General features: G+C 63.7%; 27 protein-coding genes. 14 read left to right on the forward strand and 13 right to left on the reverse strand.

Annotated elements, in window-relative coordinates; genetic code table 11:
- Position 1: 1 nt before the first annotated feature.
- The gene (locus tag AC04SH_RS19260; RefSeq protein ID WP_488576235.1) at positions 2-493 is read left to right on the forward strand and encodes a F0F1 ATP synthase subunit B; all 492 of its coding nucleotides are present in this window, start codon (positions 2-4) and stop codon (positions 491-493) included.
- A 222-nt stretch (positions 494-715) separates the two neighbouring features.
- On the opposite strand, the gene rnhB is transcribed toward AC04SH_RS19260, so the two are convergent.
- On the reverse strand, positions 716-1,411 hold the full coding sequence (rnhB, locus tag AC04SH_RS19265; protein WP_488576236.1) for a ribonuclease HII: 696 nt from the start codon (positions 1,409-1,411) through the stop codon (positions 716-718).
- Positions 1,412-1,564: 153 nt separating this feature from the next.
- The gene (locus tag AC04SH_RS19270) at positions 1,565-2,719 is read right to left on the reverse strand and encodes a PA0069 family radical SAM protein (protein ID WP_488576305.1); all 1,155 of its coding nucleotides are present in this window, start codon (positions 2,717-2,719) and stop codon (positions 1,565-1,567) included.
- 150 nt (positions 2,720-2,869) lie between these two features.
- Between AC04SH_RS19270 and AC04SH_RS19275 the strand changes: the two genes are divergently transcribed.
- Positions 2,870-3,373 carry a glycosyltransferase gene (locus tag AC04SH_RS19275; RefSeq protein ID WP_488576237.1) on the forward strand — a complete coding sequence of 168 codons (504 nt, stop codon included), beginning with the start codon at positions 2,870-2,872 and terminating at the stop codon, positions 3,371-3,373.
- A gap of 186 nt (positions 3,374-3,559) precedes the next feature.
- Positions 3,560-4,534, forward strand: coding sequence for a hypothetical protein (locus tag AC04SH_RS19280; RefSeq protein WP_488576238.1), 975 nt, complete (start codon positions 3,560-3,562; stop codon positions 4,532-4,534).
- Here the strand turns inward: AC04SH_RS19280 and AC04SH_RS19285 are convergent.
- The 7 genes from AC04SH_RS19285 to AC04SH_RS19315 all read right to left on the reverse strand — a co-directional run bounded on the left by AC04SH_RS19285 (position 4,524) and on the right by AC04SH_RS19315 (position 8,920).
- Positions 4,524-4,952: a GFA family protein gene (locus AC04SH_RS19285; protein WP_488576239.1), complete on the reverse strand. Its 429-nt coding sequence runs from the start codon at positions 4,950-4,952 to the stop codon at positions 4,524-4,526. The two genes, AC04SH_RS19280 and AC04SH_RS19285, sit on opposite strands and share 11 nt — an antisense overlap.
- 184 nt (positions 4,953-5,136) lie before the next feature.
- Positions 5,137-5,691 (reverse strand): molybdenum cofactor biosynthesis protein B, encoded by a 555-nt coding sequence (gene moaB, locus AC04SH_RS19290; protein WP_488576240.1) that lies wholly within the window; start codon positions 5,689-5,691, stop codon positions 5,137-5,139.
- Positions 5,678-6,571 (reverse strand): 4-(cytidine 5'-diphospho)-2-C-methyl-D-erythritol kinase, encoded by an 894-nt coding sequence (locus tag AC04SH_RS19295; protein ID WP_488576241.1) that lies wholly within the window; start codon positions 6,569-6,571, stop codon positions 5,678-5,680. Before AC04SH_RS19295 ends, moaB begins: the two co-directional genes overlap by 14 nt.
- 26 nt (positions 6,572-6,597) lie before the next feature.
- A complete protein-coding gene (locus AC04SH_RS19300) occupies positions 6,598-6,783 on the reverse strand; it encodes a hypothetical protein (protein WP_112567004.1) in 186 nt (61 codons plus the stop codon).
- 82 nt (positions 6,784-6,865) lie between these two features.
- Positions 6,866-7,723 carry a S49 family peptidase gene (locus AC04SH_RS19305; RefSeq protein ID WP_488576242.1) on the reverse strand — a complete coding sequence of 286 codons (858 nt, stop codon included), beginning with the start codon at positions 7,721-7,723 and terminating at the stop codon, positions 6,866-6,868.
- 178 nt (positions 7,724-7,901) lie between these two features.
- Positions 7,902-8,696 (reverse strand): tRNA1(Val) (adenine(37)-N6)-methyltransferase, encoded by a 795-nt coding sequence (locus AC04SH_RS19310; protein WP_488576243.1) that lies wholly within the window; start codon positions 8,694-8,696, stop codon positions 7,902-7,904.
- Positions 8,696-8,920, reverse strand: a complete 225-nt coding sequence (locus tag AC04SH_RS19315) for a putative signal transducing protein (RefSeq protein WP_112567065.1) — start codon at positions 8,918-8,920, stop codon at positions 8,696-8,698. The genes AC04SH_RS19310 and AC04SH_RS19315 overlap by 1 nt, the downstream gene beginning before the upstream one ends.
- A gap of 199 nt (positions 8,921-9,119) precedes the next feature.
- On the opposite strand from AC04SH_RS19315, the gene AC04SH_RS19320 reads away from it, so the two are divergent.
- The 5 genes from AC04SH_RS19320 to AC04SH_RS19340 all read left to right on the forward strand — a co-directional run bounded on the left by AC04SH_RS19320 (position 9,120) and on the right by AC04SH_RS19340 (position 14,049).
- Positions 9,120-10,136, forward strand: coding sequence for a polyprenyl synthetase family protein (locus AC04SH_RS19320; protein WP_112566998.1), 1,017 nt, complete (start codon positions 9,120-9,122; stop codon positions 10,134-10,136).
- Positions 10,137-10,224: 88 nt separating this feature from the next.
- Positions 10,225-10,893: a GntR family transcriptional regulator gene (locus AC04SH_RS19325; protein WP_455860045.1), complete on the forward strand. Its 669-nt coding sequence runs from the start codon at positions 10,225-10,227 to the stop codon at positions 10,891-10,893.
- Between the two features lie 165 nt (positions 10,894-11,058).
- Positions 11,059-11,655 carry a biotin transporter BioY gene (locus AC04SH_RS19330; protein WP_488576244.1) on the forward strand — a complete coding sequence of 199 codons (597 nt, stop codon included), beginning with the start codon at positions 11,059-11,061 and terminating at the stop codon, positions 11,653-11,655.
- 6 nt (positions 11,656-11,661) lie between these two features.
- Positions 11,662-12,078: a DUF1284 domain-containing protein gene (locus tag AC04SH_RS19335; RefSeq protein ID WP_488576245.1), complete on the forward strand. Its 417-nt coding sequence runs from the start codon at positions 11,662-11,664 to the stop codon at positions 12,076-12,078.
- A gap of 192 nt (positions 12,079-12,270) precedes the next feature.
- Positions 12,271-14,049, forward strand: coding sequence for a tetratricopeptide repeat protein (locus AC04SH_RS19340; protein ID WP_488576246.1), 1,779 nt, complete (start codon positions 12,271-12,273; stop codon positions 14,047-14,049).
- 50 nt (positions 14,050-14,099) lie between these two features.
- Here AC04SH_RS19340 and AC04SH_RS19345 read toward each other — a convergent pair whose 3' ends face one another.
- Positions 14,100-14,561: a GNAT family N-acetyltransferase gene (locus AC04SH_RS19345; protein ID WP_488576247.1), complete on the reverse strand. Its 462-nt coding sequence runs from the start codon at positions 14,559-14,561 to the stop codon at positions 14,100-14,102.
- 295 nt (positions 14,562-14,856) lie between these two features.
- On the opposite strand from AC04SH_RS19345, the gene AC04SH_RS19350 reads away from it, so the two are divergent.
- On the forward strand, positions 14,857-15,777 hold the full coding sequence (locus tag AC04SH_RS19350; protein ID WP_488576306.1) for a glycine--tRNA ligase subunit alpha: 921 nt from the start codon (positions 14,857-14,859) through the stop codon (positions 15,775-15,777).
- Here AC04SH_RS19350 and AC04SH_RS19355 read toward each other — a convergent pair.
- Positions 15,774-15,950, reverse strand: a complete 177-nt coding sequence (locus AC04SH_RS19355; protein WP_488576248.1) for a hypothetical protein — start codon at positions 15,948-15,950, stop codon at positions 15,774-15,776. The genes AC04SH_RS19350 and AC04SH_RS19355 overlap by 4 nt on opposite strands.
- A gap of 223 nt (positions 15,951-16,173) precedes the next feature.
- On the opposite strand from AC04SH_RS19355, the gene AC04SH_RS19360 reads away from it, so the two are divergent.
- The 3 genes from AC04SH_RS19360 to AC04SH_RS19370 all read left to right on the forward strand — a co-directional run bounded on the left by AC04SH_RS19360 (position 16,174) and on the right by AC04SH_RS19370 (position 19,299).
- Positions 16,174-16,575: an endonuclease domain-containing protein gene (locus AC04SH_RS19360; RefSeq protein ID WP_488576249.1), complete on the forward strand. Its 402-nt coding sequence runs from the start codon at positions 16,174-16,176 to the stop codon at positions 16,573-16,575.
- Between the two features lie 68 nt (positions 16,576-16,643).
- Positions 16,644-18,863, forward strand: coding sequence for a glycine--tRNA ligase subunit beta (gene glyS, locus AC04SH_RS19365; RefSeq protein WP_488576250.1), 2,220 nt, complete (start codon positions 16,644-16,646; stop codon positions 18,861-18,863).
- A 121-nt stretch (positions 18,864-18,984) separates the two neighbouring features.
- Positions 18,985-19,299: an ATPase gene (locus tag AC04SH_RS19370; protein ID WP_488576251.1), complete on the forward strand. Its 315-nt coding sequence runs from the start codon at positions 18,985-18,987 to the stop codon at positions 19,297-19,299.
- 148 nt (positions 19,300-19,447) lie between these two features.
- Here the strand turns inward: AC04SH_RS19370 and AC04SH_RS19375 are convergent, their stop codons facing one another.
- Both AC04SH_RS19375 and AC04SH_RS19380 read right to left on the reverse strand, forming a co-directional pair.
- Positions 19,448-19,840 (reverse strand): hypothetical protein, encoded by a 393-nt coding sequence (locus tag AC04SH_RS19375; RefSeq protein WP_488576252.1) that lies wholly within the window; start codon positions 19,838-19,840, stop codon positions 19,448-19,450.
- A 141-nt stretch (positions 19,841-19,981) separates the two neighbouring features.
- Complete coding sequence (locus AC04SH_RS19380) at positions 19,982-20,455, reverse strand: hypothetical protein (RefSeq protein ID WP_488576253.1); 474 nt, start codon at positions 20,453-20,455, stop codon at positions 19,982-19,984.
- Between the two features lie 158 nt (positions 20,456-20,613).
- On the opposite strand from AC04SH_RS19380, the gene AC04SH_RS19385 reads away from it, so the two are divergent.
- Positions 20,614-21,579, forward strand: a complete 966-nt coding sequence (locus tag AC04SH_RS19385) for an L-threonylcarbamoyladenylate synthase (RefSeq protein WP_488576254.1) — start codon at positions 20,614-20,616, stop codon at positions 21,577-21,579.
- Between the two features lie 18 nt (positions 21,580-21,597).
- Positions 21,598-23,028: an FAD-binding oxidoreductase gene (locus AC04SH_RS19390; RefSeq protein ID WP_488576255.1), complete on the forward strand. Its 1,431-nt coding sequence runs from the start codon at positions 21,598-21,600 to the stop codon at positions 23,026-23,028.
- The last annotated feature ends 7 nt before the right edge of the window (positions 23,029-23,035 follow it).

The raw sequence follows: 23,035 nt of genomic DNA on the forward strand, positions 1-23,035 counted from the left end.
CATGGACGCCACATCGCTCGCGACGCTCTGGGCCACCGTCGCCCTTATCATTTTCCTCGGCATCGCCGTCTACATCAAGGTGCCGGGGCTGATGGCCAAGGCGCTCGACGCCCGTGCCGCCAAGATCAGCAATGAGCTTGATGAAGCCCGCAAGTTGCGCGAGGAGGCCCAGCAGTTGCTTGGCCAGTACCAGAAGAAGCGCAAGGAAGCCGAGCAGGAGGCCACGGCAATCGTCGCCGCCGCCAAGCGCGAGGCAGACATGCTTGCCGCCGAAGCGCACAAGAAGACCGAGGATTACGTTACCCGCCGCACCGCGCTTGCCGAGCAGAAGATCGGCCAGGCCGAGCGCGAGGCAGTCGCCGAGGTGCGCGCCAGCGCCGTCGACATCGCCGTCGAGGCAGCCCGCGCCCTGCTTGCGGCCAAGGTCGATGCCAAGGCCGGCGCCGACCTGTTCAAGTCCGCGCTTCAGGACGTGAAGGCCAAGCTGAACTGAGCGGGTTAGCTCGCTGACATGAAGCCGCCCGGGCGACCTGGCGGCTTTTTTGTTGGGGCAGATAATCTCCCCCCTCGAGGGGAGATGTCGCCGAAGGCGACAGAGGGGGTCGGTTCGACCGGGCGCGACGCCGTTTCTGCCGCGAAAAAGTGGCCAGCGCTTCACGCGCGGCGACCCCCTCTGGCCTGCCGGCCATCTCCCCCTCGAGGGGGGAGATTACCCTCACTCCAACCCGGCAAAACTCTCTTCCTCAGCCACCTCGACACCACCCAGCCTGAACGGCGCGAACGACGCGCGGTGCAGCCTTGCCACCGGCCCATGCGCTTCGATTGCGGTGCGGTGGCGGACCGTGGCGTAGCCCATATGGACTTCGAACCCGTAACGCTCGTGGTGGCTGCCGCAGCCGCACATCATGCGGTCGCGCATCACTTTGGCGACGATCGAGGCGGCGGCGATCGACTGCGAGCGCTGATCGCCCTTGATGAGCGCGCGGCCCTCGCAGAGGAGACCCGGCGGCACGTCTCGGCCGTCGGCCAGTGCAAGCTTGGCCTGGATCGGCAGGCCGGCAAGGGCGCGGCGCATCGCCTCGAGGCTCGCCTTGAGGATGTTGCTGCCGTCGATGCCTTCGGCGCTCACCGAGGCCATCGACACGCCGAGCGCGGAGCCGAGGATTTTCAGGAACAGCGCCTCGCGCTGCAAATGATTGAGCCGTTTGGAATCGTCGAGGCCGTCGGGAATGTTGGCGGGATCGAGGATCACGGCTGCCGCCACCACCGGTCCGGCCAGCGGCCCACGGCCGGCCTCGTCCATGCCTGCCACCGGCCACAGACCTTCAGCCATCGCCTTCGTCTCGAAGGAGAAGTCGGGCTTCTCGACGATTTCGAAAAGAAGCGGAGAATCGGAACGCGCGCGAGCCATGTTGCGGCGAGGTTCGCATCGGCTCCGATTCTCCGCAAGTCCCTCCAGGGTCGAGTGGGGCAGGACCGGGAGGGCACCGTCTGCAGGCCGGGGGACAGGCCGGACGGGATTTCTTCGCCTGCCCAGCCAACGATGGCGGGGCAGGGATGGTCTTCAGAGCAGCATCAGCTGCTCGGTCGCATTGGTGGCGGCGACGAACTGGTCGGTCCTGAGCGTCCGCCGCTCGGCATTGAGGCCGAGCCGCTTGGCAGTAATCTCGAAGCGTCGGCCGATCTGCCAGGCATAGGGTCCGGCGCCTTTCATACGCTTGCCCCACTCTGAATCGTAATCCTTGCCGTCGCGCATCGAACGGATCAGCGACATCACGTGCCGGTAGCGATCCGGATAGTGGCGCAGCAACCAGTCCTTGAAGATCGGCGCCACCTCGAGCGGCAGGCGCAGGATGACATAGCCGGCTTCACGGGCGCCGGCGGCACGGGCCGAATCGAGGATACGCTCCATCTCCTGGTCGGTCAGGCCGGGGATGATCGGCGCCACCATGACCGAGGCCGGAATGCCTGCATCCGAAAGCTGCCTTATCGCCTCCAGCCGCTTGGTCGGCGTCGACGCGCGCGGCTCCATGGTGCGCGCCAGCATGCGGTCCATCGTCGTCACCGACAGTGCCACCTTGGCCAGCCCGCGTTCGGCCATGCGTGACAATATGTCGATGTCGCGCGTCACCAGATGGGATTTGGTGACGATGCCGACCGGATGACCGCGCGCCTCCAGCACTTCGAGGATCTCGCGCATGATCCGGTACTGCTTTTCGATCGGCTGGTAGGGATCGGTATTGGTGCCGATGGCGATGGTGCGCGGCTGGTAGCCGTCCTTAGACAGTTCCTTGTCGAGCAGCCGCGCCGCATCCGGCTTGGCAAACAGCTTCGATTCGAAATCCAGCCCCGGCGACAGGCCCATGAAGGAATGGGTCGGCCGCGCAAAGCAATAGACGCAGCCGTGCTCGCAGCCGCGATAGGGGTTGATCGAACGGTCGAAGGAGATGTCGGGCGATTCGTTGCGGGTGATGATCGTGCGCGGCTTCTCGACCTGCACCTCGGTCTTGAACGGCGGCAGCTCCTCCAGCGAATTCCAGCCATCGTCGAACACATGCCGGCTGACGGGCTCGAAGCGGCCGGACGGATTGATGCCGGCCGAACGGCCGCGGTTGCGGTCCGGACGGACGCGCATGCCGCTCTGTTCGATCATCGCATTGGCCATCTCGGCTCTTCCTGCCCCGAAGGCTGCAATGTCCGCACGCACGATATGTTCCACTTTCGCCCTCTCCCAGGGACTGTCGGTCGGCTGTCGATTCGGTCTGTTCATGAAAATAATCCTATTTTGCCGATGAGAACAAAGCAAGAACTTTTTTGCTGTGCAATGCAAAACTGGCGCTGCGCCAGGCTTTCCGCTATTCGGCTAAATATGTTCAGCGTTCTCATCGAAACCCGTGATGACGAAGAGGGCCTTGCCCGCACGCTCGCCTCGCTGATCGGCGGCGCGGTCGAGGGCGTGGTGCGCGATGTCATCGTCTGCGACACCGGCTCGACCGACCAGACGCATCGTGTCGCCGATCACGCCGGCTGTCACTTCGTCGCCGGCGGCATTGCCGCCGGGATCCGGCAGGCGAAAGGCGACTGGCTGCTGTTTCTGGAGCCCGGCGCGCGGCTTTCGGAAGGCTGGATCGACGACGTTGTCGCCCACACGGCGCGGCAGACCATGCCGGCGCGCTTTTCCCGCGCCCGCGGCAGCCGCACGCCGTTCCTGGCACGGGTGCTCCAGGGAAACCGGGCGCTGGCCGAAGGGCTGGTCATCAGCAAGCGGCAGGCCGCTTCCCTGTCGAAGAACGCGCACAGCGCCGAGGCTCTTGCGCGCGGTCTCGCCACCAGGCGGCTGGACGCCGAAATCTGGGTGGCGCCGAAGAAGTGACTCCCGCTCTCGCCCTTGGTCGGAGCGAGGGATTGAACTTTCTACTTTAGCACGTCGTTATTGTGCATTGCACAAAAGTAGACGCGGGGTTAGCATTCCATTGATGTGGGACAATTGGGTTTGGGTAGTGCCGGAGCGGTAGCAGGCGACGCGTCGTCGGCTGCCATTCATATACTGAGGACCTCGATGAACCTTTCGACCCCTGACAAATCCGGCGCCGCCAGCCTGGAAGCCATTGCCCGCAACGGCAGCCTGCTCCGCCGCATCGCCGTGCGCATCCCGACCTATCTCAAGGATATGCGCGAGAACCCGGCCTGGCTGCCAATGTTCATGCTTGCCCGCACCATGCCGGCGCGCAAGCTGCACTGGCTGGGCGCCAGAGCCGCGCGCCCGGCGCAAAATGCCGGAGCAACGATGTTCAGGGGCGTCGAGCTCAAGTCGATCGTCGAAACGCTGCGCAGCGATGGGTTGTTCTCAGGCCTGGTCCTGCCGCAGGCGATCCATGAGGAGATCGCCAGCTTCGCACAAAGCACGCCGTGCTTCGGCAATTTCGATCGCCGGCTCGAATTCATGCCAGGGGATCATGCCGAGGCGGAGCAGCGTTTCGGCCGCTCCTTGCTCAGCGGCCACTATTTCGAGCGCATCCTCGGCTGCAAGGCGGCGCTCGCTATCCAGAACGATCCGCTTCTGCTCGACATCGCCCAGCACTATCTCGGCGGGCAGGCAAAGCTGATCACCACGCGCGTCTGGTGGAGCTTTCCGACCGGCGAAGCCTCCGATGCCGACAAGAACCTTGCCTCCCTCGGCAAATACCATTTCGATCTCGACGACTGGCGGATGCTGAAATTCTTCTTTTATCTGAAGCCTTGTGACGCCGGCACCGGCCCACACGTCTATGTCAAAGGCAGCCACAACAGGCGCAGCCTCAAGCACCAGCTGACGCTGCTGGTCGGCCATCCGGCGGAAGAGGTGCTCAAGGTCTATGGCGACGACAGCCCGGTCATGCTGACCGGCGAGGCAGGTCTCGGCTTTGTCGAGGACCCATTCGGCTTCCACATGGGCACCGTGCCGTCGCGCACCCCACGGCTGATGATGGAGGTCGGCTTCGGCGTGTCGCCGCCCTCGCGCCGCCGCTTCCACGGCGAACCGGTCATCCGCTGACCTTGATCTCGACCGGCATCCAACGCGCCTGCCGCCGGGCCATGCGGCCCTCTTTGTTCTCGGCATCGTAATCCATTGGGACCGGCTCGCGGCTGAACCGCAGCCGGTCGTCCAGCGCATTGACGATGACGATCGCTTTGGGGTCGCCGCCATCGGTGGTCACGGCCGCGACATAGACGCCGCAATCGCGGCAGATGAGATAGTCGGCGGTGCGCAATCCGAACCGGTATCGGTGCAGTCGGGCTTTATCCTCGACGGAGACGATCAACCGACCCTGCGGATCGGCGGCAGCGCGCGAGCCATGCCGGACGCAGAAGGCGCATTGGCAGGCGCGGATCTCCATCTCGGACGGCTCGATCCCGGTTTCGAATGTCAGGTGGATGTTGCCGCAATGGCAGCCGCCCGTGTGCGTGCTCATCGTATCGTTCCGCCTTCAAAGCAATTCCAGGAAAAGTGTGAAGCGGTTTTCCGTCCGGAATTGCGTCAACAAAGAGGACTTGGCGGCAGACTACGCCTTAGGCAACTCGCAGGAAATGACCTCTCGAAGGCGTAGCTGCCATTCCGCCTGACAAAGGCAGCGCTGAACCGCTATCCGCCTTGCTTTACGAGCCGGCCTTGCCGCGGCGCAAATGCTCGTCCAGGCGCGGCATGATCTCGACGAAGTTGCAGGGCATGTGGCGGTAGTCGAGCTGCGGTTTCAATATGCCGTCCCAGGCGTCCTTGCAGGCGCCGGGCGAGCCCGGCAGCACGAAGACGAAGGTGGCATTGACGACGCCGCCGGTCGCCCGGCTTTGCACCGTCGAGGTGCCGATCTTGTCGTAGGAAATGCGGTGGAAGACTTCGGAAAAGCCGTCCATGCGCTTTTCGAAGATCGGCTCCAGGGCCTCCGGCGTCACGTCGCGGCCGGTGAAGCCGGTGCCGCCGGTGGTGATGACGACATCGATGTCCTTGTCCCGGGACCACGCCAGGACCGTATCGCGGATCTTGTCGCGGTCGTCGGTGACGATATCGCGGGCGGCCAGTACATGGCCGGCTTCCGTGATGCGGTCGGCCAGGGTCTGGCCGGATTTGTCGTCGGCGAGGCTGCGCGTATCGGAAACCGTCAGCACCGCGATGCGCACCGGAATGAACGGGCGGCTTTCGTCAATTTTGGCCATCGGTTCCCTCCGAAGCGATGCTTCGTGTCGCGGCGACAAACCAGTTCGGTTCGCGGCTGCGGATCTCGGCCGCGGCGCGCTTGGCGACATTGCCGGTCTCGAACAGCCCGAAGCATGTCGCGCCGGACCCCGACATGCGCGAGAATCCCGACCCGGCCCGGTTCAACAGGGAAAGCGCCCTGCCGATGGGAGGCTGTATTGCCAGCGCCGGTGCCTCAAGATCGTTGCGGGTGACCTCCAGCCAGTTGCGGATACTGTGGAAGTCGAAACCGCGCGGCAACGGCGGTAGTGCTTCATTGTCGCGTTTGTCGAGGGCGTTGAACACCTCAGGCGTTGAAACGGCGACACCGGGATTGACCAGCACCAGCGCCAGTGCCGGAAAATCCGCCACCAGCGACAGCTCGTCGCCGACACCGCGCGCGATCAGTGGTTTTGCCGCAAGGCACATCGGCACATCGGCGCCGAGGGTGAGACCAATCCGCGCCAGTTCGGCTTCGCCGATATCGAGCCCCCATGTCCGGACAAGACCGCGCAGCGCCGCCGCGGCGTCACTCGAACCGCCGCCGACGCCGGAGGCGACCGGCAGGTTCTTTTCCAGCCGGATGGCAACCGGCGGCGTGCTCTGCTGGCCTGCCCGGCTGCGCAGCGCTTCGCGCGCCTTCACCACCAGATTGCTGTCGTCTATTGGCACCGAAGTTGCGTAGCGGCCCGCTATGGAGAAGCGGTCGCTGTCGGCAGGCTCGATCTCCACCCTGTCGCCGAAGCGGGTGAAGACGACCAGGCTTTCGAGCAGATGGTAGCCGTCGCCACGCCTGCCGGTGACATGCAGCGCCAGATTTATCTTGGCAGGCGCAAGCCATGTCTGGCTCACGGCATCCACAGTGTCGGCTGCAAGCGGGATGGGGTTCAGTCCTTGGCCAGGCGGTATTCGCCGGTCTTCGGATCCTTGACCAGCGTGCCGTTGGCGCCGTTGGCCGCCTGCTTTTCGGTGCGCCGCACCTTGGCCGTCACGCGCTCGGCTTCGCGGATGAAGGTGCGGTAGCCGAAATAGGCGGCGGCGCCGACAATCGCGAAGAAAATGATCTGCGGCATCTCAAAACTCCTCCCTCGCAAGGCGGCAAAGGCGGCCGATCGGGTCGGTCAGGCTGTTATGCTAGACGGTTTCCCTGCTTTTTCAAAGCCCGAAGCGCGCCCACAATGCGCGCTCTTCCGCCGCATCGATCACGCCGCTGGCGGCAGCGGCCGCAATCTCGGGCGCTGAAAAGCGTGAGCCGAACAGGCCGATGCGGCCGAACAGGGCACGCGGCGCGGTAACCAGCCTGAGCTGGGTTTTCGCACCGAAGCGGGTCTTCAGCACCGTGCGCATGTCGCTCAACGCATCGACGAGGCCAAGCTCCAGCCCCTTCTTGCCGGTCCAGAACAGACCGGTGAACAGGTCCGGATCGTCCTTCAGCTTACTGCCGCGGCGCTCCTTGACCAGGTCGATGAAGGTATCGTGCACCTCAAGCTGCAGCGCCTTCAGGCGCTCGACATCTTCCTTCTTTTCCGGCTTGAACGGATCGAGCACAGCCTTGTTCTGGCCGGCGGTGTGGACGCGGCGCTCGATGCCGATCTTCTTCATCAGTTCGGGAAAACCGAACGAGGCAGAGACCACGCCGATCGAACCGACGATGGAGGATGGATCGGCAAAGATCTCGTCGCCGGCAACCGCGATCATGTAGCCGCCCGAGGCCGCCACGTCCTCGACGAAGACCAGTACCTTCTTGTTCTTCTCGATCGCCAGGTCGCGGATGCGCTTGAAGATCAGCCGAGACTGCACCGGCGAGCCGCCGGGCGAATTGATCGAGATGGCGACCGCGGGCGCGTCGAACAGGAACGCCTTTTCGATGAGCGCGGCTGTGGAGGCGAGCGACAGGCTCGGTCGGAACTGGCCGCCACCGGCCATGATCGTGCCGTGCAGCCTGATGACGGGAATGGTGACGACGCTGGATCGCCAGGATTTCGGCAGCAGGCGGTTGAAAAGGCGTTTCACGAGGTGGCTGTCTCCAGTGGCAAAAGAGCAAGATAGATCAGTTTTGGAAGAAATTCCTCGGGCGGCGCGGATCTTGCTCTGGCATGTAGGGATTTGCTGGCCAACGGCAATGCCGCGGTTTTGGGGCGAATGCATGTCGCGCTGCTGCTTTTGCTGCAACGGAATGCTCAGCCCCAAATCAATCGCTGAACAGCGATGCCAGTCCGTTGTTGATCATCTCGGTCCGTTCCGACGGGCCGTCGCCCGTCTCGGCATGCAGCATCAGCGGCGGGCGGATCGACAATTTTCCACGCGCGCCGAGTGCTGCCCGCACGACAATGCGGATTGCGGCTGCTTCCGGGCGTGGGTGGACGGCCAGCATCTCTGCGTCGCCGAAGCGGCCCGACAAGGCATCGAGGAGGTCGCGGAGCTGTTCAGGCCGTGCGATGACGGCCAGGCCACCGCGGGGTTTTGCGACGGCAGCCGCACTTCTGATCCAGCTTTCGAACAATCCGTCTTCCATGACATGCGCCTGCCTGCGCAGCGGGTCAGGTGTGGCGCGGTCCTCGGAGGCGTTGAAGGGCGGGTTCATGATGACGAAATCGAAGGAATTGTCGGCAAGGCCGGCCTGCGTGCGCGCCCGGCCCGACAGCGTGACATCGGCTGTCAGCACCGAGGCGCGGTTGCCGAGATGCGCATTGCCGGGATGGGCGAGTGTCGTCGCGGCGAACCCCGCCATCTCGGTCGAGCGTTCGACAAGCACGACCTCAGACGCTGGGCAACGAGACAGCACAGCAAGGCCCGCCGCACCCGCGCCGGCGCCGAAATCGGCAAGCCGTCCGGCAAAGGCGGACGGCACCGCCGCCGCCAGCATCATGGCGTCCATGCCGGCGCGATGGCCGGTCCTGGGCTGCACCAGCCAGAAGCGCCCGCGATGGAAGGCATCGACCGTGTGGGCCGGCGTGTCATTGGCGAAGGCGCTCGCTTCAGCCATTATTTCTGGCGGATTTCGTTCTCGATGCCGGCGTCTTTCAGGATGCGCCGCGCCTGATCGGCCTGGTCGGCGTCGACCATGACGCGCTTCTGCAAAAGACCGATCGACCCTTCGAGAATGCTCATATTCTGATCGGCGACGAAGCAGGCAATCCCGGCATCGCGCATCAGCGATTCGACAAAGGAGATGATCACGGCATCGTTGGTGCGGACGAGTTCTATCATCGGATGAAGTTCGCAGGTTGCGGCGTTGATGTAAACGCTGGAGCATGGTGCCGAAAAGTGTGAAGCGGCTCTAGGGGTTGACACGCCGTCACCGCAGCCGCGCCAATTCGCCTCTTGCCGTGCCGGTATGTGCCGCCCTAGAGTCCTTGCAGGGACCAGGGTGCCGTCGCACACGTGATCAAGACGGGAGTGTTTGTTGGTGGGTGTCGTTCTCAACATCGAAAACGGGAAGCGGGAACCCGCTTCCATCAAGGATCTCATCGAGCTGACATCAGCCGATATGGGCCGCGTCAACGAATTGATCCTGTCCAAGGCCGGCTCCGACGTCGAGATGATCCCGGAGGTCGCCAACCATCTGATCTCGTCGGGTGGCAAAAGGCTGCGTCCCATGCTCACACTCGCCGCCGCCCAGATGTTCGGCTATTCCGGCGAGGGCCACGTCAAGCTCGCCACCTCGGTCGAATTCATGCACACCGCCACGCTGCTCCATGACGATGTCGTCGACGAGAGCGGCATGCGTCGCGGCAAGAAGACCGCCCGCATGATCTGGGGCAACCAGGCCAGCGTGCTGGTCGGCGACTTCCTGCTCGGCCAGGCTTTCCGCATGATGGTCGATGTCGGCTCGCTCGAAGCGCTCGACATCCTGTCCAGCGCCGCCTCCATCATCGCCGAGGGCGAGGTGATGCAACTGGCCGCGGCCAAGAACCTCGACACCACCGAGGACGAGCATTTCGCTGTCATCAAGGCCAAGACCGCCGCCCTGTTCTCGGCCGCCGCCGAGGTTGGCCCAGTCATCGCGCTGGCGACGCGCAACGATCGCGCCGCACTACGCTCCTACGGCATGAATCTCGGCCTTGCCTTCCAGCTTATCGACGATGCGCTGGATTATGGCGGCTCCAGCCAGGAGCTGGGCAAAAATGTCGGCGACGATTTCCGCGAGGGCAAGGTGACGCTGCCGGTGATCCTCGCCTACCGGCGCGGCACCAAGGCCGAGCGCACCTTCTGGAAGCGCGCCATCGAAGACAATGTCACCGACGATGCCGGGCTGGAAAAGGCGATCGGCCTGATGACCCGCCATGGCGCGATCGCCGACACTATCGGCCGAGCCCGCCATTTCGGCGAGATCGCCCGCGACGCGCTGGCGCCGCTGGAAGCGACGCCGCAGAAATCGGCGCTGATCGACGTCATCGACTTCTGCATCAGCCGGGTGAACTGACCGGCGCCTGGCGCGCCGAGCGATTTTGCCGCGAAATCGCACAGCGGCCGGCTCGACAAAGCGGCACGCCGCAAATTATCTATAAAACATGGCAAAGACCGCAGACGACACCATCGCCGTGCGCATCAGCAAGGTGCTGGCCGACCGCATCATATCGGGCGCGATCGAGCCGGGGGCCCGGCTGCGGCAGGATCATATCGCCGAGGAGTTCCAGACCAGCCATGTCCCGGTTCGCGAGGCCTTCCGGCGTCTGGAGGCGCAAGGGCTGGCGATCGGCGAGCCAAGGCGAGGCGTGCGCGTTGCCGCTTTCGATCTCGGCGAGGTCAGGGAAGTCGCCGAAATGCGGGCGGCGCTCGAAGTTCTGGCGCTGCGCCATGCCGCGCCGCACCTGACGGCGGCCATTCTCAACCTTGCCGAAGAAGCCACAAAGGCCGGCGACAAATCCCGCGATGTCCGCTCCTGGGAGGAGGCCAACCGCACTTTCCACCGGCTGATCCTGGCGCCCTGCGGCATGCCGCGGCTCATCGCGACCATCGATGATTTGCATGCGGCAAGCGCGCGCTTCCTGTTCGCCGCCTGGCGCTCGGAATGGGAAATCCGCACCGACCAGGATCACCGCGCAATTCTCAGCGCGCTCAGGCAAGGCAACATCGAATCGGCCGCTGCCACCCTTGGCCGGCACGTGCAGTGGATCGGCCAGAAACCGGTCAAGACCGCGTCAGGCAAGATGCGTGAAGCGTTTGCTATTGTTGGGTAGGCGGCAGCACTCAATTCCTCATTTCTCCAATTCCTCATTTCTCCAGTTCTCCAATTCCCCAGTCTTTTCCCAGCCACCCCTTGCCATCCCCGTGCAAATATGGATTCGATAATAGATCGAACAACAAAATTATCTATAATTTGAAACCAGCCAGGGAAGCCCGCCATGACCGACATCGTCTTTTCGCCCGCCAAGCCCTCCTTCAGCCCGTTGCGCCTGCAAACCCGCTCGCTTGGCTGGCAGGCCGGAGCCGTCGTTCTCGGCACGCTGTTTCTGGCGCTGTCGTCCTACATCGAAGTGCCGATGGTGCCGGTCCCGGTAACCATGCAGACCTTCGCCGTGACGCTGATTGGCGCGCTCTATGGCTGGCGGCTTGGCGCCATCACCATTGCGGCCTGGCTCGTCGAGGGCGCCGTAGGCTTTCCGGTTCTGGCCGGAGGGGCAGCGGGTGCGTCGCATTTCGTCGGACCAACGGGCGGTTATCTCTTCGCTTTCCCGCTTGTCGGCGCGCTCGTCGGCTGGCTGGCCGAACGCGGCTGGAACGGCAACCGGGTAATGCTCGCCTTCGCCGCCATGGTCCTCGGCAATCTCGCCTGCCTGGTTCTCGGCACCGCCTGGCTCGCCGTCATGATCGGCCTCGAACAGGCCATCACCTTCGGCTTCCTGCCCTTCCTCGTCGGCGGCTTGCTGAAATCGGCGCTCGGCGCCGCGACACTCAAGCTGTTTTCGGGCAAGGCCGAACCGGCTCGGAAGGCATCATAAGGACCGATGACCGTCAGACTGCGCTCCCATCACCTGCTTTGCCTGCTGACCTATGTCGGCAAAGGGTACAGCGCAGCTTTCATCGCCAATTATGACGCGATCGCGAAACGTCTTGGCCGGGGCGAGGATGTTCTGATCGTCTCCGGCCCAGACGACATCTGCCAGCCGATGCTCGGCGAGGCCGAATCCCACTGTTCGGGGGAAAGCGCCGCCGGCCGGGACGAACTGGCAGCGCGCGACGTCGGCAAACTGTTGGCCCGGCCGATCCAGGACGGCGCCCGCTTCAGCCTCGACGCGGCAACGCTTGCGAGCCTGCGCGCGGCCTTTTCAACCGGCGTGACGCGTGAGGCCTGCCAGGGTTGCGAATGGGCCGGCCTGTGCACCACTGTCGCGGCAGGCGGATATCGCGATGTCAGGCTGTAGCTCCCAACCCCGATCTGCTATTATCCCGAAACTGGCAGTGTGGGCGTCGCCATGGTTTGTTAATCGGGTGACCCGATTGTGAATTCGGCCCGGATTGAAGCCTGACCCCAAAAAGGCCATGCTTTGTCCGGAAACATCGAGTCTACGGCGGTCCCGCCTGTGTGCGGGTCGCGTCTGGCTGAAAGGGATACGATGCGGCAAGGACGTGCGCGCTGGCTCGCAGGGCTGGCAATTATGGCAGGGATGGCGATTTCTCCGTTGCCCGCCTACGCCAAGGAATCGACCGACCCGGTCAAGATCACCTCCTTCTCGGGCGCCTATCTCGCCGCCCGCATCGCCGAAGGCGACAACGACCTCGACAATGCCATCGCCTATTACAAGCAGGCGCTGGCTTTCAATCCCGGCGACACCTCGCTGCAGCAGAGCTTGATGCTGTCGCTGATCGCGCAGGGGCGCTTCGAGGAATCGCTTGTCTATGCCGACAAGCTCAAGGAAGTTCCCGATGTCGAGCGCTTCTCGCGGCTGGCGCTGGCGGTCGACTCCTTCCACAAGAAGGATTTCACCAAGGCGCAGTACTGGCTCAAGCTGTCGCTCGAATCCGATCTCGATCGGCTGATTTCCGGCGTCATGTCCGGCTGGGCGCAAGAGGGCGCCGGCAATGCCACCGAGGCGATGGCCTCCATCGACAAGCTGCAGGGGCCTGACTGGTTCGGCCTGTTCAAGTCCTTCCACCGCGCGCTGATCGCCGATGCCTCAGGCATGTCGGACAAGGCCGATGCGCTCTATGACGCGACCTTGACCGACACCACGGCCGGAGGTGCTGCGCCGGAGACATGGATGCGCAACGCTCAGGCCTATGCGTCTTTCCTGGCGCGCAAGGGCGACAAGAACAAGGCGCTCTACGTGCTCGACAAGGCCGAGGCGTTCGCGCCGGGCAAGCTGGACATCCAGGCGCTTCGCGACAGGATCAGCAAGGGCGACAAGATCGAGCCCTTCGTCTCCAGCCCGTCGGAAGGCGCCTCCGAAATCCTGCTCGACCTCGCCATCGCGCTCAATCGCGGGGGCGGCGAGCCGTTCGTGCGCCTTTATCTGCAATATGCGCTGGCACTGAAGCCCGACAGCGACGCCGCTTTGGTACAGCTTGCCGCCGTTGCGGAGCAGCTGAAGGACGGCGAAGGCGCCATTGCGCTCTACCGCCGTATTCCGGCCTCCTCGCCGCTGAAGGAGCTTTCCGACCTGCAGCTCGGCCTCAACCTTGCCGATCTTAACCGTCACGACGAGGCGATCGCCCATCTGAAGGCCTTCGTCGACGCCCACCCCGACGACATGCGCGCCTATCTGGCGCTGGGCGGGGTCTATGCCTCGAAGGAGGACTTCCGCTCCGCCGCCACCCTCTACGACAAGGCGGTCGCGGTGCTGAAGACGCCGACCAATGCCAACTGGAACATCTATTACCAGCGCGGCATCGCCTATGAGCGGCTGAAGGAATGGCCGAAGGCCGAACCGAATTTCCGCAAGGCGCTGGAACTGTTCCCCGACCAGCCGCAGGTGCTGAACTATCTCGGCTATTCCTGGGTCGACATGAACATGAACCTCAAGGAAGGCCTGGCGATGATCCAGAAGGCCGTCGACCTCAGGCCGAGCGATGGCTACATCGTCGATTCGCTGGGCTGGGCCTATTTCCGCATGGGCCGGTTCGACGACGCCGTGCGCGAAATGGAGCGCGCCGTGTCGCTCAAGCCGGAAGATCCGGTGCTCAACGACCATCTCGGCGATGCCTACTGGCGCGTCGGCCGCAAGCTCGAAGCCACCTTCCAGTGGAACCAGGCGCGTGATCTGAAGCCCGATCCCGATGTGCTTGCCACCTTGCAGCAGAAGCTGATGAAGGGCCTGCCGCCGATCGAATCCAACACCGCGCAGGAGACCCCGAAGGTCAAGCCGGTCGCACCGGCGCCTGCGCCGAAGGGGTGAGGCAAGTCATACTTCTGATTAAACGGGGCTCGCTGAGCCCCGTTTTATTTTCAGAACATTTTTCGATAGACCACAAACCCCGATAGCTCGCCGATCTTGTCGTAGAGCTTCATCGCCGTGTGGTTGGTCTCGTGTGTCAGCCAGTACACCCGGCCTGCGCCGGCTGCTTGCGCCCTGGTATAGACGCCTTCGATCAGCGCCCGGCCAACGCCTTTGCCGCGCGACGCTTCGGTGGTGAAGAGGTCCTGCAGATAGCAGTTCGGCGAAATCGCCGTGGTGGTGCGGTGGTAGAGATAGTGCACAAGGCCGAGAAGCTTGCCTTCGCTCTCGGCGACCAGCGCATGCATCGGCTCATAGGCATCGAAGAAGCGCGACCAGGTCATTGCGGTGACGTCGCCGGGCAGGGCGGTTTCTCCCGAGCGGCCGTAAAAAGCGTTGTATCCGTCCCACAGCGGCAGCCATTGCTCGTAATCCTGCCGGGTGACGGGGCGTACGGTGAGCTGGCCTTGCATGGCTGAACCTTTGTCGGTGGAACTGAGTTCAGCAGAGGGCCGCCGGCGCCGTCCGGCAATGGGCCAGCGAGAAGCAAAGCGTTCAACCTCTCGGGCAAGGCGGCGCAAGGCGCTGCCTTGACGCTTGCCGGCCCGGCAACTGGATCGGGCCGACGTTCGGTTGAATCGTCGACCTGATCCAGTTGCTTTTTAGAGCATGATCTTTTCCGAAAACCGGTTTCCACTTTTCGGGATCATGCTTTAAGGGAATGTCTTCTTTTTCGCGCTTTGCGAGGCCGCCGTGACGTCAGACCATATGCATCCCAGCCGCTCGTTCCAGGGGTTGATCCTGACCCTGCACAATTACTGGGCCGCCTATGGTTGCGTCATCCTGCAGCCCTACGATATGGAGGTCGGCGCCGGCACCTTCCATCCGGCAACCACGCTGCGCGCGCTCGGTCCCAGGGGTTGGAACGCCGCTTATGTCCAGCCTTCGCGCCGACCGAAGGACGGCCGCTATGGCGAGAACCCCAACCGGCTGCAGCATTATTACCAGTACCAGGTCATCCTGAAGCCCAACCCGCCGAACCTGCAGGAGCTTTATCTCGGTTCGCTCAAGGCAATCGGCGTCGATCCGCTGCTGCACGACATCCGCTTCGTCGAGGATGACTGGGCAAGCCCGACGCTGGGCGCCTGGGGGCTCGGCTGGGAGTGCTGGTGCGACGGCATGGAAGTGTCGCAGTTCACCTATTTCCAACAGGTCTGCGGCATTGAATGCGCGCCGGTGGCGGGCGAACTGACCTACGGCCTGGAGCGGCTGGCCATGTACGTGCAGGGCGTCGACAATGTCTACGACCTCAACTTCAACGGCCGCGAAGGCGCTGAAAAAGTCACCTATGGCGAGGTCTTCCTGCAGGCCGAGCAGGAATATTCCAGGCACAATTTCGAATATGCCAACACCGCCATGCTGCTCCGGCATTTCGAGGACGCCGAAGCCGAATGCAAGGCACTACTCGCGGCCGGCGCCCCGGCCTCGAACGACAATCTGCCGATGCACCGCATGGTCTTCCCGGCCTATGACCAGTGCATCAAGGCCAGCCATGTCTTCAACCTGCTCGATGCGCGCGGCGTGATTTCGGTGACTGAGCGACAGAGTTACATCCTGCGAGTGCGCAATCTTGCGAAAGCCTGCGGCGAGGCGTTTTTGCTGACTCAAGCCGGCGGACTGGCGGCCTAGCTCAAGGCTGCGATTTGGATGGTGGCGGCGCTCGGCTTTGCGCCTTGAGCGCTTGCGCTATCGATCGTCCGCATGGCCTGCCGCACGCCCGGCATCGAGAAGGCGCCATGGGCCTGCGCGGCGAAACAGGCGCTGAGTGCGAGTATCTGGAGAAGTCTCGATGCCGTTTTCATGGTCGTTCAGCCAATAGGTCCCTGCCTGAGCGTTGGTCGCTTCAGCGCTGCGTTTGGTTCATGGAAATCTTTGATCCAAGGACGGGCGGGCTGGCTGCGGTCCGACAGGGTGCTGAGAATTTCTGGAAATTGACGGTGAGCCGAGTTGTTATGCGCCCCTACCTCCCCCTAGATGGGGGAGGTCGCCGCGAAGCGGCGGGTGGGGGTGACAGCGCGACGTCCCATGCCAAAACTCGATCGGTTCAAGCTGCAGTCTGCAAAAAGGCTCCGCGCGGCGATGACAGACGAGGAGCGCACCCTGTGGCGACATCTCTGGCGCATTCCTGTCGAAGGTACGCATTTTCGCAGGCAGGCGTCGGTAGGGGTCTATTTCCCTGATTTCATCTCACACCGGTTGAAGCTGATCATCGAAGTTGATGGCGACCATCACAGTTTTGATGACCAGCAGCGCCATGATGAGCGCCGCACGAAATGGTTCGAGAGTCAGGGCTACCGTGTCATCCGCTTCTGGAACCATGAAATCAAAAACGAACTGGATTCCGTGCTCGATACGATCTATGCGGCGGTGGAAGAACAGAAATCACACCTGCATTTGCGCGATGGTGCCGAAGGTATCGGCGGCTGAGAGGCCGCCACCCCACCCCGGCGCTGCGCGCCGACCCTCCCCATCAAGGGGAGGGTGGGAGCCTGACCATGCCTGACCTGCTTCTAGAACTTCGCTCCGAGGAAATACCGGCCCGCATGCAGCGCAAGGCGGCGGGCGATCTCAGGAAGATGCTGACCGAGGGGTTGGTCGAGGCGGGTCTGACCTATGACGCGGCGCGCGAATATTGGACGCCGCGGCGCCTGGCGCTCGACATCAGGGGCCTGACCGCGCGCTCGAAGGATATCCACGAGGAGATCAAGGGGCCGTCGACGACGGCGCCGGAACAGGCCGTGCAGGGATTTCTGCGCAAGGCAGGCCTGGCCTCGGTTGCCGAGGCGCATGTCCATTCCGACCCGAAGAAGGGCGATTTCTACGTCGCCCATATTTCGAAGCCCGGCAGAGCCGCGGAAGCGATCATTGCCGAACTGGTACCTACCATCATCCGCAACTTCCCGTGGCCGACATCGATGCGCTGGGGGCCGGCTTCGGCAAAACCCGGCTCGCTGCGCTGGGTGCGGCCGCTGCAGACGATCCTGTGCACCTTCGGCCCGGAGACCGAGGAGCCGGTCGTGGTCGATTTCGAGATCGACGGCATTCGCTCGGGCAATATCACCTACGGCCACCGTTTCATGGCGCCCGGTGAAATCACAGTGCGCCGCTTCGACGATTACGTGACCAAGCTGGAAGCGGCCAAGGTCGTGCTCGATGGCGACCGTCGCAAGGAGATCATCCTGGCCGACGCCCGCAACCTCGCCTTTGCCAACGGGCTCGACCTGGTCGAGGACGAAGGGCTGCTGGAAGAAGTGTCGGGCCTTGTCGAATGGCCGGTGGTGCTGATGGGCGAATTCGAGCAGGCTTTTCTCGCTATTCCGCCTGAAGTGGTCCGGCTGACCATCCGCGCCAACCAGAAATGCTTTGTCACCCGGCCGCAGGGCGATGGCGAAAACCTCTCCAACAGTTTCATCCTCACCGCCAACATCGAGGCCAAGGACGGCGGCAAGGAGATCGCGCACGGCAATGGCAAGGTGGTGCGCGCACGCCTGTCGGACGCGCTCTATTTCTGGAAGACCGACCAGGGCGACCTGCCCGATCTGGAGCAGCTCGAGGCATCGGCGAAAAAGTTCGGGCTCGACCTGAAAAAGCCGCTCGACCAGCGCATGGCCCGCCTCGACCATCTCAATGTGACCTTCCACGCCAAGCTCGGCACGCAAGGCGAGAGGGTGGAGCGGATCAAGCGGCTGGCGCAAGATATCGCCGACACCTTGTCGACGCAGCCGAAATTCTTCGACGGAAAGCTTCTGTCGGCCGACGACCTCAACACCGAGCAGAAATACCTGCACGAGCGCGCCGGGCGTGCCTCCGTGCTGGCCAAGGCCGATCTGACAACCGAAGCAGTGGGTGAGTTTCCCGAACTGCAAGGCGCCATGGGGCGCAAATATGCGCTGCTGCAGGGCGAACATCCGTCCGTGGCCGCGGCCATCGAGGAACATTACAAGCCGCAAGGTCCGTCGGATCGCGTGCCGACCGATCCCGTGTCGATTGCCGTCGCGCTGGCCGACAAGCTCGACACGCTGGTCGGCTTCTGGGCGATCGATGAAAAGCCGACGGGGTCGAAGGATCCTTATGCGCTACGGAGAGCGGCTTTGGGTGTGGTGAGGATGCTGGTCGAGAACGGCATCCGTCTGGCCCTGTCGTCCATTTTCGATCGCGCTGCCGCCAATTTCAAGGACAGCGGTGCAGGCCAGTCGACCGATCTCCTGGCTTTCTTCCACGACCGCCTGAAAGTCTACCTGCGCGACCAGGGCGCCCGTCACGATCTCATCGACGCAGTGATCACGCCGCAGTCCGATGACCTCCTGCAGATCGTGCGCCGCGTCGAAGCGCTCGGCTCCTTCCTCGACACCGAGGACGGCAAGAACCTGCTCGCCGGCACCAAGCGCGCGGCCAACATTCTGGCGGCCGAGGAGAAGAAGAAAACAGTCGTCGGCGAAACTGTTGAGCCGGCACTGTTTCGCGAGGAGGCTGAGAAGTCGCTGTTTGCCGCGGTGAATCAGGCTGAGAAGCAAGCCGGCGAAGCGATTCAAAAGGAAGACTTTTCCGCCGCCATGCTGGCGCTTAGCGTGTTGCGTGAACCGGTTGATTCATTCTTTGAACGCGTTCTCGTGAATGATGAGGACCAGGCCGTGCGCGCCAACCGTCTGGCGTTGCTGGCCCGCATCCGCGCGGCCACCGACCAGGTCGCGGACTTCTCCAGAATAGCTGGCTAAAGGCGCGGGAATAACGCTAAAAATTTTCTCCCCCGCCGGCCGTTCGAGCCGGCTTACAGTCATATGGCGATGATCTCTCCGTGGCAAAAAGGACATGTTCCCAACCCCCACGGAGGCTTCCATGAATTCCGCTCACGACATCGAAGTGACAGAAGAAACCTCGGGCACTCCCGAGGCGCTTGAATCCGCTTCCGAAAATAGTCTCGACCATGCCGCCGCCACGGCGGTCGAGGCCGCCGACCTGTCGGATGACGAGGAAGGCGATGACGAAGACAGCGACGAATCGGACGAGGAAGAAGGTGCCGAAACCATCGCTTCTTCCGACGACGATGAGGACGAGGAAGACGACGAAGATGAAGACGACGACGGCGTGAAGGCCGAAGCCCGCGGCGCTGACGAGACCGAGGAATCCGACGACGAGGAAGAAGCGGCCTGAGCTTTCAGGCGACTGACATCAAACGAAAAGGGCGGCGTTCACACGCCGCCCTTCTTGTTATCGAGGCCGACCTTGTCGGCCCTCTTGAAACCGACTCCGTCAGTCTTCCCGGAAACTGACTCCGTCAGTCTTCCCGAGGTTGACGAAGTCAGTCCTCCAAAATGCTCACATGCACGCTGTCTGGATAGACGTCGACCTGGATCAGCGGCTCGCCATTGACGATGGCGCGCCGTGTCGAGGAACTCATCGCGCCGCCGCGCTTCAGCAGGCGCTCCAGATACGCGCGGTCTTCATTGCTGCGGAACCAGTCGTCGCCCTGGTCGTCGGCATCGCGCCGGTGGAACTTGTGCCAGTTGGCGCGGTCCTGCCGCACCATCTGCGCCGCGCTGCTCAGCTCGTAGCCGTCGCTGGCATGGTGGTCGCGATCGGAAATGCGCGCGACATAGGAGCCCAGCATGTCGTCACCGGCCTGCGCGCTGCCGACGCCCAGAAATGACGCCAACAACAGGCCGGCCACGGTCAATGATTTCGCCTTGTTCATGATACCCCCTTGCTCACTTGAAACCCGGCGCGCTCGTGCCAAAACCGATTGGCGAAATTGGGGCCGCCGCCGCCGGGCCGATCGTGCGCCGGGGCGTCGATCGGCGTAAAGCGGACTGGCCGACTGTTTCGGCCGAATGGCTTACTCGGCTTTGCCGACGCCCTGGATCGGCTGCTGCGGCGTTGCCGCCGGCTGTGGCGCTGCCGGTTCCGACTCCGGCTTGCCGTTCGATGCCGTCGCAGTTCCTGCGGGTGCGGTCTCTGCCCCGGGCTTCGTATCCGCTGTGGGTGCCGCGGTAGCGGTGGCGGCTGGCTTGGCCGGCGCCGGCGAAGCGAAGGCGCCGCCGACGACGCCGCCGCGAATGATCATCGGGGCCTGTCCGTGCCTGGGCTTCTCGGGGATCGCCGCGACCTTTTCATAGGTGACGTCGGGCTGGGCATCGCCGAGCGCCACGATCGATGGCGCCGAGGCGATCTTCATCGGTTGGGGTGTGCCGACCTTGATGACCGATGGCGTGGATTTCGAGACGCCGAGAAAGACGATCGACGAGGCCTGTGCTCCACCGGTCATCGCCGCCAGGGTGAAACCAAGCGCTCCAAGCACACGCATCGACATCGAAACCATCCCCTTGCCCAACAAGCCGGTAGCCTATCCCCAGTGGATTGATGCCGGCTTGCAGGGAAACATAGCATTTTAGGCATTGATAATTCACCAACGCCGGCTTGCCCGAAAATCACTGCCGTACTAGGTCCGGCGCCTGTGAGGTGATGCAAGTGGCTGAGATATTACCCGTCGGCGAAGCGATGGAGCGGGCGCTGGCGCTGCTCGAGGGCGGCGACGTCGTCGCCATCCCGACGGAGACCGTCTACGGACTGGCCGGCGATGCGACCAATGGCGTCGGCGTCGCCCGCATCTTCGAAGCCAAGGGCCGGCCGCGCTTCAACCCGCTGATCGCCCATGTCGCCGATCTGGCGATGGCCGAGCGCATTGCGACCTTCGATCCGCTGTCGAAACGCCTGGCCGAGGCGTTCTGGCCGGGGCCGCTGACGCTGGTGCTCGCACTGCGGCCCGGCAACGGCATCCATCCACTGGTCACCGCGGGGCTGGATACGATCGCGCTGCGCATGCCGAAGGGGTTCGGCGGCGAGCTGATCGCCAGGCTCGGCCGGCCGCTGGCCGCGCCCAGCGCGAACTCTTCGGGCAAGATCAGCGCCACCACGGCGCAGGCCGTAGCGGCCGATCTCGGTGCGAAAATCCAGCTTGTCGTCGATGGCGGCGCAACCCCGGTAGGGCTGGAATCGACCATCGTCAAGGTCGAAGGCGATACAGTGCGGCTGCTGAGGCCGGGCGGCATTGCCGCCGCCGACATCGAGGCGGCCGTCGGAACCAAGTTGCTGCGCGGCGCTATATCAGGCATCGAGGCGCCCGGCATGCTGGCGTCGCACTATGCGCCGGGCGCATCGGTGAGACTCAATGTCAAAAGCGTAGCCAAGGGGGAGGCCTTGCTGGCCTTTGGAGGCCACCGCGCCGAAGGCTGGCAAGCGGCCGTCGCCTTGCGCAACCTGTCCGCGTCAGGCGACCTGCGCGAAGCCGCAAGCAATCTGTTCGCCTATCTGCAGGAACTAGATCGCAGCGGCGCGGCAACGATCGCCGTCGAGCCGATCCCGGTCGAAGGCTTGGGCGAGGCGATCAACGATCGGCTGTTTCGTGCCGCTGCCCCACGTGACAAGCTCGACTGAGCGCCATAGTTTCTGCCCATGAACGACGCCCCTTTCGATCTCGACCCCGCCCTCATCGACCGCTTCGCCGCAATCGTCGGCGACAAATATGCATTGCGCGACCAGGCCGATATCGCGCCCTACCTCACCGAGCGGCGCGGGCTGTGGCACGGCAGGACAGGGCTGGTCCTGCGGCCCGGCAGCGTCGACGAGGTCAGCCGGATCATGCGGCTGGCGAGCGAGACGGGAACGCCGGTCGTGCCGCAGAGTGGCAACACCGGGCTGGTCGGTGCCCAGGTGCCCGACGCGTCCGGTCGCGAGATCGTGCTGTCGCTGTCGCGGCTGAACCGCATCCGCGAGATCGACGTGTTCTCCAACACGGTGACCGTCGAGGCCGGCGTTATCCTGCAGACGCTGCAAGAAGCGGCCGATGCCGCTGACCGTCTGTTTCCGTTGTCGCTTGCCGCGCAAGGGTCCTGCCAGATCGGCGGCAATCTATCCTCCAATGCCGGTGGCACCGGCGTGCTTGCCTATGGCAATGCGCGCGAACTCTGCCTCGGCGTCGAAGTGGTGCTGCCGACCGGGGAGGTGTTCGACGATTTGCGCAAACTGAAGAAGGACAACACCGGCTACGATCTGAAGAACCTGTTCGTCGGCGCCGAAGGTACGCTCGGCATCATCACTGCCGCGGTGCTGAAACTGTTCCCAAAGCCCAAGGGCCGTGAAGTCGCCTTTGCCGGCCTGTCGTCGCCGGAAGCCGCCCTTTCACTGTTCAGCCTGGCGATGGACCGGGCAGGGGCGGCACTCACCGCCTTCGAATTGATCGGACAGCGCCCTTATGATTTCACGCTGCGCCACGCGCAGGGCGTCGCCCGGCCGCTGGCCGAAGACTGGCCCTGGTACGTGCTGATGCAGATCTCATCGGGCCGCTCGGCCGAGGACGCCAGGGGGCTGATCGAGGAGGTGCTGTCGGAAGGCCTCGAGCAAGGCATTGTCGGCGACGCGGTGATCGCCGCAAGCCTGGCGCAGGGCGACGCCTTCTGGAATTTCCGCGAGGTGCTGCCGGATTCGCAAAAGCCTGAAGGCGCCTCGATCAAGCACGATATTTCGGTGCCGGTGGCATCCATACCGGCGTTCATCGCCAAGGCTGCCGGCGCTGTCGCCTCGGTCAGCCCGCAGGCGCGTGTCGTCTGCTTCGGTCACATGGGCGACGGCAATCTCCACTATAACATCTCGCGGCCGGAGGGTGGTGACGACGAAGCGTTTCTCGGCCTCTACCACGCCATGAACCATGCCGTGCACGATGTCGTGCGCGCCTTCCACGGCTCGATATCGGCCGAGCACGGCATCGGCCAGTTGAAGCGCGACGAACTGATCGCCACCGCGCCGCCAATGGCGATCGATCTGATGCGCCGGGTGAAGGCCGCCTTCGATCCGGCGGGCATCATGAATCCCGGTAAGGTTATCTGATCCTTTC

This window comes from Mesorhizobium sp. CNPSo 4688, assembly GCF_057784295.1.